This window comes from Bacillus sp. Je.9.29.b, assembly GCF_051129925.1.
In the GTDB taxonomy this organism is placed as follows: Bacteria; Bacillota; Bacilli; order Bacillales; family Bacillaceae; genus Bacillus; species Bacillus safensis.
Map to the genome: position 1 here is coordinate 290,399 of NZ_JBCPSO010000001.1, position 13,070 is coordinate 303,468.

Below are 13,070 nucleotides of genomic sequence, written 5' to 3' on the forward strand. Positions count from 1 at the left end.
TCTTACACTAAGTAATTCCTGTTTACTATCATTTCGACAAAAATAGACAAATATGAAAAATAAAGAAGGGTAAAATGATAACGTTCAGGTAAATAGATATTTGATAAACCATTTATCGAGGGGGAGGAAGATATGAAGTCATTTTTACTAATTGGACAATCAAATATGGCGGGGCGCGGCTTCAAACATGAAGTGCCTCCGATTTATAATGAAAGAATCATGATGCTGCGAAATGGTAGATGGCAAATGATGACTGAGCCCATTCATTTTGATAGGCCGGTAGCTGGCGTAGGACTAGCGGCTTCCTTTGCGGAGTCTTGGTGTAAGGATCATGAAGGAGAGAAGATTGGCCTGATTCCTTGTGCAGAGGGAGGCAGTTCCATTGATGAGTGGCCGCCGGATGGAGCATTATTTCGTCATGCTATAAGTGAAGCTAAATTTGCAAAGGAAAATAGCGAATTGGCAGGGATATTATGGCATCAAGGAGAAAGCGACAGCCAAGATGGGAAATACAAAGAATACGATGAAAAAATACGAAGATTATTTCATGAACTAAGAACTGAGTTATCTGTACCTAACATTCCGCTTGTAATAGGAGGTTTGGGTGATTTCTTGGGAAAAGTGGCATTCGGCGCAGGATGTGTGGAATATCCACTGATGAATGAGGAACTTCAAAAATATGCACATCATCATGAAAATTGTTATTATGTTACTGCCAAAGGCCTTGCGCCTAACCCAGACGGAATTCACATCAATGCGATGTCCCAGAGAATTTTTGGTATAAGATATTATGAAGCATTTCGAAAAAAAGAACATATACATGAACCATTACCAAATGAACATGAGTTAGTGAATGAATGTCATAATAGAATGAATACCACAGCGGAGAAAACATATATAGCACTAGAAAAGTTCACGTTAGGCAAGATGACTTACGAAGAGTTGCTGAAGACTTATCGTAGGAAAAACTCATGGTAGACTTTGAATGGACAAAAACATGACATATCTCTTGAAAGGATGATTGTGGTGGTGAAAACAGATAAAGTCTCCTCCTGAATACATGAAATTACATTCAGGAGGAGATAAAAATGTTCAAACAAATAGATGAAAATTATCCGAGAAAAGAGCACTTTCATCATTATATGAAGGTAACCCGATGCTCATATAGCCTGGTGATCAATCTAGACATCACGACATTGTATTCAATATTAAAAGAACAAAAGCTAAAAGTATATCCTGTACAAATTTATTTGTTAGCAAGGGCTGTGCAAAAAATACCGGAGTTTCGGATGGATCTAGTGAACGATGAACTTGGTCACTGGGATCTTCTCCACCCTAGTTATACGATTCTAAATAAAGAAACAAAGACATTTTCAAGTATTTGGACGCCTTATGACGAAAATTTTGCTCGGTTTTATAAAAGCTGTGTAGCTGATATTGAAGCTTATAGCGAAAGTAACAAACTATTTCCGAAACCTCATATGCCAGAAAATATGTTCAATATTTCAAGCCTGCCTTGGATTGATTTTACTTCTTTTAACCTTAATGTATCTACAGATGAAACTTATTTATTGCCGATATTTACGTTAGGGAAATTTAAGGTGGAAGAAGAGAAAATTATCTTGCCAGTCGCCATTCAAGTACATCATGCTGTTTGTGACGGCTATCATGTCGGTCAATATGTGGAATATTTGAGGTGGCTTATAGAACATTGTGAAGAGTGGTTAAATGATTCATTGTATACTTAATTTTCAAAAGGTGTAGTCATTTGATTTTTAGAAAAAAGCAGACTTTTGCAGAGTCTGCTTTTTCTGTTGTGAAAAGAAATATGAAAAATCACGGTTACTCAACTGTTCTTTTTGCGGTTTCTTTTCGGTGCCTTGAAAACTTATACATGTGATAATAAATGTAATATAAGGGAAATTAGTGGAAGGGGAATAAGGGATGGAGAAAGTTCTTTCTTCACATGTAGGTGTGAAAATAAATGAATGGTATAAAATGATTCGGCAATTCAGTGTACCTGATGCAGAGATTTTGAAAGCTGAGGTAGAACGAGAAATTGAGCGAATGGAAGAGGATCAAGACCTGCTCATTTACTATCAATTGATGTGTTTTCGACATCAGCTTATGCTCGATTATATTAAACCTTCAGAAAAACGATCGCCTTCTGTTTCTGATTTGGTTGATAAAATCGAAAATTCAAATCATCAACTTTCTGGTATGCTGCAATACTATAATGCTTTTTTTAGAGGAATGCATGAGTTTAGTAAGAAAGAATACATACAGGCTATCCAATATTATAAGATCGCTGAAAGGCAGCTCGCATTGGTGGTCGATGATATTGAGCAAGCGGAGTTTCACTTCAAGGTGGCTGAAGCCTACTATATTATGAAACAAACTCATGTTTCTATGCATCATATTATAAAAGCCTTAGACATCTATAAGCAGCATGAACAATATAAAGTTCGCCAAATACAAAGCTTGATTGTTATTGCAGGAAATTATGATGATTTCAAGCGATATGACAAGTCATTAAAGCATCTAAATACAGCTTTTTCTATAGCAGAAGAGCTCGCCGATAATATGTTAATTGCTAAAATTCTATTGAACATAGCGAATACATATGATCGACAACAAAAGTACACTGAAGCAATTATACGCTACAGAGAAGTTTTAGACATTATTACACCACGAAGTATTGAAATAAAACCAATCACCCTATTTAGTTTAAGCTGGTCGTTGTATAAGTCTAGTCAACATGATGAAGCCGCTCCACTCGTAGAAGATGGTCTTAAGTGCTCCTTAGAGATAAATGATTCGTTGTGTTTGATGTTATTTAAAGCTTTAAAAGCGATTTATATAGATGCTAATGAGAAAGCAATTCAAGAAGTGCTAGATTATTTTGAGGAAAAGCAACTATATGTCTATGTCGAGGTATTTGCTCAAAGTATAGGATTATCTTCTGAAAAAAAGGGGGACTTTGAAAAAGCTGTCGAATATTATAAAAAGGCTCTTAAAGCTCAAAATGATATTCAAAAAGGAGAGTGTCTGTATGATTATTAAAAAATTACTAGTCATTGTTTCCATTGTATTGTTAAGTGTTTCAACAGCAGAAACTTTGAAACTCATTGAAACAAAATCAATTCGGAATACAACTATGGAGGAACATCAAAAATCAAATCGAAACACGACTATGATTGATCGAAATACAACCTCTGAAAACGTATAGACAAGATTAAAACAGACTTTAATAGTCTGTTTTTTTATGAAGTAGAATGAGCAAATGAACAGTTGGTCAATGCTATACTTATCTCAATAAATATAGGGAGGCATCCACTTTGAAACCTTTCTGGGAGAAAGAAGAAGAGAGTCCTTTCACGTTAGAAAAGATAGATGAGGAAAAAATTCGTGAAGCAGAGGGAAGACTTGGTGTCACTTTACCTGATACATATAAAAAGCTCATTTTAGAATGGAACGGTGGTTTTACAGTTCGTAATGCTTTCCCAACTGAACAGCCGAATTCATGGGCTGAGGATCATGTTCAATTTGACCATTTAAGAGGAATCGCCAAAGATGATGGCATCATGAATAGTCTTCAGTTAAGTGATGAATTGGAGCTGCCTGAGGGACTTGTAATCATCAGCGGAGAAGAAGATACATGGATCGCAATGGATTATCGACAAACGAAAGAACATCCTCCTATTCACTATTTTGATTTAGAAATGGGAGTCGATTTTAAGCTGGCGGATACTTTCGATGATTTTATTGAGCAGTTATATACAGCTGAAGATGTGATGGTCGAGGTAGTAGAGATTGATGAGGAATCCTCGGATTTGTATGTCAGTAAAGAAGAGCTTGAACAAATTTTTGAGAGACAAGACCTTCGTCAGCAGAATCTCTTTAAAATGGCACATTATCCGATGGAAGAAATTGAAGAGATTGAATGGTTTTTCGATCGTATGAAACAATGCATCAAACAGATAAAAGATCAACATGTTTTATATGAAGCAGCGACAACGATTCACTCCATCCTTCTGTTAAACCCGGATATGCAAAGAAATGACCTCATCAATCAAGAGCTGAAAGAAATAGCGGAGTTCCTAGAAAATAGTGGTGAGCCTAATACCTCTTTTTTGGGAGAAGACATTCATCCAGTGAAAAAAAGATAGTGAAAGAATAAAAGCCCCTGAAAAGGGCTTCTTTTTGTAATCTTATTGAAAGTCATATTTAAATAAAGTATAGTAACTTTATATGATAAAGAGGAGGATGGTTAAAGATGATGCATGCAGGAAGATTACGCCAGCAAACTTTGAACAATCAGTAATTTCATATGTTCAAAGGCTCTGTTTTCATCAAACGGAGTAAACGGGGTAGTCTGCACATTTTTAATGATCTTCAGCGGGAAAGTATGCAATTTCACTAGAAGACAGGCAGATAATTGTTCTGTCTTTTTTGTATGTTTTTTAATACAAAGAATGGCATAAGTCCAGCTTTGTTTACTCTGACCACATAAAGTAGCCTTTTGTGGTTTTTTGTGATGATATTCTTGATGCCTATTGATCATGACTAAATGAGCAATTGGAGGAATGAATATGAATAGATTAGAATTAAAGCAGTTAGCCAATCATCACGGATTAGACATTTCAGAGAATACCATTAAAATAAATGAATCAGGTGTTGATTTTCGTGTCGCGCATGTCGAAGATTTACATGGTGATCAATGGATATTAAGAGTGCCTCGCAGACCTGAATCAATGAAACATACCTTACAAGAAAAAAAGACATTAGATCATATGAGTAAGCAGGTTCACTTTCAGGTCCCTCAGTGGTCTATCTTTTCAGAAAGTCTGATTGCTTATAAACAATTAGAGGGGGTACCGGCGGCTAGTATTGATGTGGAGAAGGAATCGTATGTGTGGAGTTTTGACCAAACGAAAGTACCGCAAGCTTATTATGAATCATTAGGAAGAGTTTTAGCGAATGTACATTCCTTAGATCAACAGCCATTTAAAACGATCGGTGTGGAGATGCTCAGTGCTCATGAATTAAGAGGATCAATGAAACAGCGAATGGAACGTGTCAAATCGCAATACACCATTAACAGCGGTTTATGGGAGCGCTGGCAAGAATGGCTAGCTAAAGATTCTTTATGGCCGCCTTTCGTGGGAGTGAAGCATGGAGATTTGCATCCTGGCCACATTCTGATTGATGAAAATCAATGTGTGACGGGTGTGATTGATTGGTCTGAAGTGGGGGTTGGTGATGTATCTGCAGATTTTTTGTCGCATCAACTTCTCTTTGGGAAAGAAGGATTAACAAAACTTATCCATGCGTATGAAAAAGCAGGCGGGAGAACTTGGCCAGGAATGGATGAACATATAATAGAACTTCTGACGACAAGTGCGATCACTGTGGCCGAGTACGCACAGAGATCAGGATTGAAAGATATGCATGAAACTGCAGCATACATGTTGGCAAACGAAAGCTAATCAATCAGAACGAATCCAAAAAAAGCCCTGAAAAGGGCTTTTTTTAATCTAATTCATGAAAAACTGTTTGAGTTGATCAATGAAAACGGATTTGGATTTTCCTTTTTTATAAATGAACTCGATATTGATGTTGAACAAATGATTCAGCATCTTCGTATGTGTAGTTTTCCCAGGATTGAAATATTGCAATTGTGGGATTTGCTCGGTATTGATAAAACGCTTCAATATCCTGTCTATCGAATTGGCGAATAACAACTCGGTTTGTTCTTGTAAATATGCTATCTGCATTCTTCATGTGTTAACCTCACTTTTTAATTTGTTCTTGATTTGAAAAAGTCTATCAGCCATTCAGATAGCTGCTGCTGTGCTTTGCTGACAAATCGATCTGCATAATAAATTAATTCCAAGTGCCGGACAGGTGCTGGCTCAGCAATAGGGATCGAAACAATATTAGGCCACGTCGAATGTTGTTTTAGTAATCCTCTTGGCTGAATGGTTGCACCGATCCCGGCTTCAACCAGCTGCAATAGCGAAAACGCGGACCCAACCTCCATGGCAGTGTCCAGTTCAACACCCTGTTCTTTACATACGTCATCTACTAAATCCCTTCCTAGATATCCCTTCGGATACATGACCAACGCATGGTGAGTCAGCTCTTTTAATGACACTTCGCTCTTTTGGGCCAAATCACTTTCTGAATGAACAAATAATTCGTAAGGCTCACTTCCAAGTGGAATTTGAACGAGACGCTTATCCGCAGGCCCTCGCAGTCCGATGCCGAGATCCACTTTATGCGAAAGGACTTCTTCACGAACAAAGATATTTGAATATGCCTTCAGATTAGTTTCTGGATAAAGTGTTTTAAATTCTACAAAAAGTGGCACCAGCTGAAAATCAAGATCTGATGGGAGAACTGCGAGACGAACGGTTCCTCGTTTTTCCGATAATAGTTCTTTCATCGCATTTTTTGCATCTCTTTCAGCTTGCAGCATTTTCATCCCATATTGATAAAGCAGCGAACCAGCTTCGGTAGCAACGACCTTTTTGCCGATTCGATCAAAGAGCGGCATCCCAACTTCTGCTTCAAGCAGTCGAATTTGCTGGCTAAGTGTAGGCTGTGATATGCCTAGCTGCTCAGCAGCTTTTGTAAAATGCAAATGATTGAATACAGCCATAAAATAGGTAATATGCCGGGTATCCATAAGTTCTCCTTTTATAAATGATAGTTTTCTCCTATCATCATAATACGAATTATTGTATTGATCAATGAATGCAGCAGATTTATACTCAAAGTAACCTTAACAAGATGAGAGAGAAAGAAGGGTATTGATGAAAAAAATATATTATTTAGCCGCTTTATTTTTAGCCGCTTTAAACTTACGTCCGATCATTACGTCCGTGGCTTCCATGATGAGCATGATCCAATCAGAGCTTGGCGTAAACGCACTGACAGCAAGTCTTTTGACCACTTTGCCTGTCCTTTGTATGGGAATATTTGCTCCCGTTGCAACGATACTCAGCCGGCGTTTTGGTTTAGAGAGAACGCTGTTTTTCTCGATTCTTCTGATCACGATTGCCACTGCACTGCGTGGTACTAGCCAATCGGTTGCTATCCTGCTCATGACTGCGTTTGCTGGAGGGGTAGGGATTAGCTTCGCAGGTCCTTTATTGTCTAGTTTTATTAAAAAATATTTCCCGAGAAATCCTGGTATCGTCAGTGTGTATTCAATTTCGATGACGATTGGTGCAGCGCTCGCTTCCGGCTTCACCATTCCAATTTATCTGCGCAGTCAGCATCACCTTCCATTTGCATTGTCCTGCTGGGCTATTCTAGGGGTGATTGCCCTTATTCTATGGATAGGTTTAGTTCGCAAAAATGAGCAGAGTGATCATGTAACGTTGCCGTTAAAATTGCCGCTGAGAAACAAAAAGGCCATTCAATTCACCTTGTTCTTTGGCTTTATGTCCAGTATGTTTTATTCTTTGACGGCATGGATTTCACCGATTGCTCTTAGCTTTGGCAACAGTCCGCAATATGCTGCAATGCTCTTGACCATATTTACACTCATTCAGATACCGGTGGCACTACTCGTTCCAGCGGTCGTTACTCGATTAGGAAAACCGAAATTATTTCTCATCTTATGCAGTCTGTCTGAACTCATTGGCCTTATCTTTCTTCTTCTGCCAATGCCGATCTTGCCAGCCGTCATTTTCCTAGGTATGGGTGCAGGTGGATTATTTCCTTTAGCGCTTATGCTCCCGATTATGGAGACGAGTACTCCGGAGGAAGCTGGAACCTGGTCTGCGATGTCGCAGATGGGCGGGTACATTGTGGGTGGATTCGGTCCGTTTTTCATTGGCTTGGTTTTCGATCTAAGCGGACATTTTGATGCTTCCATTGTGGCAATGCTTGTCATCGTCTCGTTAATGATTGGCGTTCAGTTATCTATGAAACTTGGTAGAAAAGAAGGAGAAGTGTCGAGTTAAATAATGCTGCTTCACATTTCAATAAAAACGGGGGAATTCTATTGCTCATTCGAGAAGCAAAAACGATCGATTATCCACAATTAAGACAAATCTATTTAGAATCACGGCGCCAGAGCTTTCACTGGCTCAATCCAGAAGAACTCAATCTGCAAGATTTTGATCAAGATACGCAGGAAGAGCAAATTTTCTTAGCTGAGGAGAACAATAAAATCCTTGGATTCATTTCTCTATATGTACCAGATCGTTTTATTCACCTCTTGTTTGTACATCCAGAAGCTGCTGGTCAAGGGGCAGGCGATCTGCTGCTCAAACAAGCGATAAAAGTTTTGGGAACACCGGTCACCCTCAAATGCGTCTCCGAAAATCACAAAGCTTTATCTTTTTATCAAAAAAGAGGGTGGAAGGCTGTTGTAGAAGAAGGAGAACCTGGGGCGGAATACTGGGTGCTTATTTATGAATAGAAGTCTTTTTATCTTATCATTCACGGGCCCTTTATAGGGCTTTTTTGCGGTTTCTTTTCGGTGTCGAATGGTTCATAAAATGATAATATATGTCATTATAGGGAAAATAGAGGAAGGGGTAAGGGCTGATGGAGAAAGTGCTTTCTTCTCACGTCGGTTTGAAAATCAATGAATGGTATTATCATATTCAAAGATTTAACGTACCGGACGCCGAAGCATATAAAGAGGAAATCAAATCAATGCTTGATCATATGGAAGAAAATCAAGATTTATTATTGTATTTCTCACTCATGGAGTTCAGACATAAATTAATGCTTGATTACTTGAATCCTTTAGAAAATGGGAAAGAGCGGGCCAACTTCAAGGAGCTCGCAATGAAGATCAAAAGGGACCAAGAGAAATTAACAGGATTACTCGAGTATTACTTCAATTTTTTCTACGGCATGTATGAATTTGAAAACTATGAATACCTAAATGCGATTACCTTCTATAAACGGGCAGAAAAAAAGCTGTCTCTTGTCAGCGACGATATTGAACGGGCCGAGTTCAATTACAAGATGGCTGAAATCTATTACCACATGAAACAAACCCACATGTCCATGCACCATATCGCACAGGCGATACAATGCTATCGAGAAAAAGATACATACACTGTAAGAGAAATACAATGTTCTTTTGTGATCGGATTAAACTATATAGATATGGGCTGCCCCGAAAAAGCAATACCCCATTTTCAACACGCACTAGAAAAAGCCGCCGACAACTCAACAAAACGATTAAAAGGATCAGCACTCTATAATTTAGGGTTGAGTTATTTTCATCATAATGACCTTTCAATGGCAATTAAATATTTTAATGAATCTATTCATTCATTTAAAGAACAAGGTTATGAGCATTTAAACAAAATTCTTGATCCGCTGGTCATGTTGACAAAATCATACTTTAAAAATGATCAGAGTGATTTAGGTTTATATGCATTAAACTATGGATTTGAATTAGCTGAAAAATTAAAGGATGATATTTTTATAAATACATTCATTATGTTGAAATCACTATATATAGATAACAATGTGAATCGTATAACAGAGTCAATGGCTTATTTGGAATCAAAGTCTTTTTTTGCAAATCTTGAAGATTTAGCGAAAGATGCAGCGAAGCATTATAATAAAGCAGGAGATATTGAACGCTCAAACGAATTTTATGAGAAGATTCTATATTTCCAACACCAAATTAAAAGGGGAGACTGTCTTTATGAAATTTAAGTCAGTAGCAACCGTATTTATAATTGTCAGTGTGTTAGGTGCTTTTAGCTATGTTTCGTCAAACGATATCCATAATGAAGCCCAAAGAGGACATACATCTAGTATCGGTTATTTTGCTTAAACTAAAAGAGCCTTTTTAATGCCTTTTTTGGTTTTCAATGTGCTAAGCCTTCAAAAAATGAATCGTAATAGAAAGGGAGCGGCCGTTGTCAGTTCTTTTTTGTTTTAAAGATTCAAATCTTGAAAAATATGTATTTCCCATCATACACTACATTATTTTTAATATCCTACTGCATTCTATTTTAAAGGATGTTACCGTTGTTTGTAAGGAATGATTGGCCAGTCTTCCAATACGAGTTGGAGGGAAATCATGAATTACAAAATTGAAATGTTAACGAATATGAAAATGGTGTATATGAGAAATATCGGATCATATGGCAGCAAAGAGAATTTTGAGATGATGAAGAGATTTAAAAAATGGATGAAGCAACATCATTTAAATGATGAATTAAAGGAATATGGCATATATGGTGTTCCTCAAGATGATCCTGGAAAAATTCCATCAGAAAAATGCAGATACGACCTCATGCTTATGACAAATAGAGATTTCTCAAAAGATCAAATGGTTCAGACTGGCCATTTTGAAGGAGGAAAGTATGCTGTGTTTACGGTGACACATACAACTGAAAAAGTGAATTTGTTTTGGAGACAATTGCCTCAAATGATCCAAAACAATCGATTAAACATGCGTCAGGCACCTATAATGGAGAGATATAAAGAAGAAGAAGGCGAAGATAAGGTGTGTGAATTCTTACTGCCTATCTTTTAAACACTTTATCAAACTGCAATGAAAACAGACCTCTTATGGTCTGTTTTCATGAATATTATATGTTTAAATATTTTAGGACTCGTTCCTTTAAATATCGATATTGATCCTCATTCGTATCTTCAAATGCTTCTTCTCGATTTGAAGGTACATCCATATAAACGATTTCCTCAGAGAATTGTGAAGAAGTAAAGTCGATTCTTGTTCCATTCACTACGTTGTAAAAGTGCCATCCGTTGGGTAATGCGGTTTTGTTTATTTTTCCGCCTAAAAGATCATGGACGACTAAAGAAGTGACACCGCATTGTCCATTGGCCGGGTTGTCTTTACTCCATTTTGAACTAGATTGAGAGGACCAGGCTTTAAAAAGAGCATCAATGATTTCGTCTGTCGTGTAGAGGTTCATCATAAAAATCCTTTCTATTTAAAAGCGAAATGAATATAGTATCTGTTTAGTCTATTGTAGATTTTTTTTCGATTAAAATCCAGATGCTATACTTGATTAAACCAATATAACAATGAGGGTCATGACAGGAGGAGCATGGAGTGATATTCATCATAGGCATTGTAATCGCTTTTATTGTTGCTATTTTAGGCTTTACTGTTTTCGTAGATGTAGGTAATGGGCTGGGAACGGTTTTTAGCATCATCGGTGCAATGGTCATTTTATGGATAGCGGGAAGGCTGCAAAGGCAAAAAGAAAAGAATGATCCAAATATATTATTAGATAAAATGATGATGCTTTTTCAAGAAGACGGGTTTCAGGCTTCCACATACCTTTTTTCACAAAAAGTTGATAAAGGCTTTGCGATTGATGATGAGCGAAAGATAATACGCTTTATTACACATCAACCTGGCGGCTCATCTCGAAAATTCAAGTTTGAAGTCACTGAGCTTTCCTTGAAAGAGTTGAAACAAGTTGACATGTTAGAAGATGGTGTGCCGATTGAACAATCTGTTGAGATTGATAATAATGAAGAGATCTCGACACTTGAATTGAGATTAACTATGAATGATCAGGAATCATCAACGATCACGCTCACCTTTCTGACATTTGATGTGCCTGTTCGTAAGAGCACTGCCGAATATTTGACTGAACGAGAAAATCTGGAGGAGATTTATCATGAAATTAATTCAATGATGAAATCTGTGGATTAATAAATGGCTGTTCATAAAGAAGAAATCACAATTTGAGGTGGTTTCTTTTTTTATGTCCATCAAGACAAAGCTGGTTCAGTCATTGCGGTTGAATGTTTTTCTCAAAAATGAATAAAGATAGACTAGACACGAAAACGAACATTGATATCGAAATGACTGGAGGAAACATACATGCAAAAGCTTTGCAGGGAAGTCTGGATCGAGGTCAATCTTGACGCGATTAAAAGAAATATCGAAGCCATTCAAGCACATATTCCAAGGAAAAGTAAGATCATGGCTGTCGTAAAGGCGAATGCTTATGGACACGGTTCAGTTGAAGTAGCGCGGCAGGCACTAGAAAGCGGTGCGACAGAGCTTGCGGTTGCCAGCTTGGAAGAAGGCATTGTATTGCGAAGAGCAAAAATTGAAGCACCGATTCTGGTCCTTGGATTTACCCCGCTCGACTGTGTGAAAAGGGCTGCAGCCTGGAGAATTGACCTATCCGGGCTTCGAGAAGACTGGATTGTTCAAGCAAATGAGATTTTAGCGGAAGAAGAAAGTCAGCATCGCCTTGGGATTCATGTCAATGTTGACACAGGGATGGGACGATTAGGTGTACGGACAAAGGAAGAGCTGTTAGAGGTGGTGGAGGCGCTTGAAAAGAGTGAAAACCTGAGGTGGGATGGAATATTTACGCATTTCTCCACTGCGGATGAGCCTGACCCTGATTTCACACTGCTGCAGCACAGCATTTTTATTGATTTTCTTCGTTTCTTAAAAAAACAAGGCATTACACTGCCCACAGTACATATGAACAATACAGCGGCTGCTATCGCGTTTCCTGAATTTAGCGCAGATATGATTCGGCTCGGCATCGGGCTATATGGACTGTATCCCTCGCAATACATTGAGAGTTTAGACGCTGTTCAGCTAGAGCCCGCTCTCAGTTTAAAAGCAAGGATTGCGTTCGTGAAGGAAATGGTGACAAAGCCAAGAACCGTCAGCTATGGGGCAACCTATGTAGCAAAACCTGATGAAGTTATAGCAACCATACCAATAGGTTATGCAGATGGGTACTCACGTGCTTTATCCAATCGAGGATTCATGCTTTTCCGAGGAAAACGAATGCCGATTGCTGGCCGCGTCACAATGGATATGACCATGATCAGTTTAGGAGAAATGAAAGCAAAGCAAGGCGAAGAAGTCGTCATATATGGTCGTCAAAAGGGCGGAGAAATTTCTGTCGATGAAATCGCCGAAATGCTCAATACGATCAACTACGAAGTCATCGCCACCTTAAGCCGCCGCGTCCCAAGATTTTATCGTCGCGGCGGAAAGATTATTAAAATATCAACGCCGGTGATGTATGTGTGAGGGTAAATAACATGTACAATTTTAGGATATTTGT

General features: G+C 38.1%; 13 protein-coding genes. 11 read left to right on the plus strand and 2 right to left on the minus strand.

What is annotated here, in order from left to right; all coding sequences use genetic code 11:
* Window positions 1–132: 132 nt before the first annotated feature.
* The 5 genes from AAZR19_RS01540 to AAZR19_RS01560 all read left to right on the plus strand — a co-directional run bounded on the left by AAZR19_RS01540 (window position 133) and on the right by AAZR19_RS01560 (window position 5,489).
* The gene (locus AAZR19_RS01540) at window positions 133–978 is read left to right on the plus strand and encodes a sialate O-acetylesterase (protein WP_434702121.1); all 846 of its coding nucleotides are present in this window, start codon (window positions 133–135) and stop codon (window positions 976–978) included.
* A gap of 110 nt (window positions 979–1,088) precedes the next feature.
* Window positions 1,089–1,748, plus strand: a complete 660-nt coding sequence (gene catA, locus AAZR19_RS01545; RefSeq protein ID WP_434702123.1) for a type A chloramphenicol O-acetyltransferase — start codon at window positions 1,089–1,091, stop codon at window positions 1,746–1,748.
* A gap of 196 nt (window positions 1,749–1,944) precedes the next feature.
* A complete protein-coding gene (locus AAZR19_RS01550; RefSeq protein WP_076840888.1) occupies window positions 1,945–3,063 on the plus strand; it encodes a tetratricopeptide repeat protein in 1,119 nt (372 codons plus the stop codon).
* A 275-nt stretch (window positions 3,064–3,338) separates the two neighbouring features.
* Window positions 3,339–4,169 carry an SMI1/KNR4 family protein gene (locus tag AAZR19_RS01555; RefSeq protein WP_076840889.1) on the plus strand — a complete coding sequence of 277 codons (831 nt, stop codon included), beginning with the start codon at window positions 3,339–3,341 and terminating at the stop codon, window positions 4,167–4,169.
* A gap of 423 nt (window positions 4,170–4,592) precedes the next feature.
* Window positions 4,593–5,489 (plus strand): macrolide 2'-phosphotransferase, encoded by an 897-nt coding sequence (locus AAZR19_RS01560; protein WP_076840891.1) that lies wholly within the window; start codon window positions 4,593–4,595, stop codon window positions 5,487–5,489.
* 311 nt (window positions 5,490–5,800) lie between these two features.
* On the opposite strand, the gene AAZR19_RS01565 is transcribed toward AAZR19_RS01560, so the two are convergent.
* A complete protein-coding gene (locus AAZR19_RS01565) occupies window positions 5,801–6,691 on the minus strand; it encodes a LysR family transcriptional regulator (protein ID WP_151862981.1) in 891 nt (296 codons plus the stop codon).
* A 127-nt stretch (window positions 6,692–6,818) separates the two neighbouring features.
* On the opposite strand from AAZR19_RS01565, the gene AAZR19_RS01570 reads away from it, so the two are divergent.
* The 4 genes from AAZR19_RS01570 to AAZR19_RS01585 all read left to right on the plus strand — a co-directional run bounded on the left by AAZR19_RS01570 (window position 6,819) and on the right by AAZR19_RS01585 (window position 10,528).
* Window positions 6,819–7,976 carry an MFS transporter gene (locus AAZR19_RS01570; RefSeq protein WP_087975574.1) on the plus strand — a complete coding sequence of 386 codons (1,158 nt, stop codon included), beginning with the start codon at window positions 6,819–6,821 and terminating at the stop codon, window positions 7,974–7,976.
* A gap of 41 nt (window positions 7,977–8,017) precedes the next feature.
* Window positions 8,018–8,437, plus strand: a complete 420-nt coding sequence (locus AAZR19_RS01575) for a GNAT family N-acetyltransferase (RefSeq protein WP_024424975.1) — start codon at window positions 8,018–8,020, stop codon at window positions 8,435–8,437.
* Between the two features lie 128 nt (window positions 8,438–8,565).
* Entirely contained in the window at window positions 8,566–9,699 is a 1,134-nt protein-coding gene (locus tag AAZR19_RS01580) for a Rap family tetratricopeptide repeat protein (RefSeq protein ID WP_087975573.1), read from the plus strand.
* A gap of 370 nt (window positions 9,700–10,069) precedes the next feature.
* Window positions 10,070–10,528 carry a GyrI-like domain-containing protein gene (locus tag AAZR19_RS01585; RefSeq protein WP_218677351.1) on the plus strand — a complete coding sequence of 153 codons (459 nt, stop codon included), beginning with the start codon at window positions 10,070–10,072 and terminating at the stop codon, window positions 10,526–10,528.
* Between the two features lie 55 nt (window positions 10,529–10,583).
* On the opposite strand, the gene AAZR19_RS01590 is transcribed toward AAZR19_RS01585, so the two are convergent.
* Window positions 10,584–10,931: a YunG family protein gene (locus tag AAZR19_RS01590; protein WP_087975684.1), complete on the minus strand. Its 348-nt coding sequence runs from the start codon at window positions 10,929–10,931 to the stop codon at window positions 10,584–10,586.
* Between the two features lie 140 nt (window positions 10,932–11,071).
* Between AAZR19_RS01590 and AAZR19_RS01595 the strand changes: the two genes are divergently transcribed.
* The gene (locus AAZR19_RS01595) at window positions 11,072–11,683 is read left to right on the plus strand and encodes a GlsB/YeaQ/YmgE family stress response membrane protein (RefSeq protein WP_434702128.1); all 612 of its coding nucleotides are present in this window, start codon (window positions 11,072–11,074) and stop codon (window positions 11,681–11,683) included.
* A gap of 171 nt (window positions 11,684–11,854) precedes the next feature.
* Window positions 11,855–13,036, plus strand: coding sequence for an alanine racemase (alr, locus tag AAZR19_RS01600; RefSeq protein ID WP_034621719.1), 1,182 nt, complete (start codon window positions 11,855–11,857; stop codon window positions 13,034–13,036).
* The last annotated feature ends 34 nt before the right edge of the window (window positions 13,037–13,070 follow it).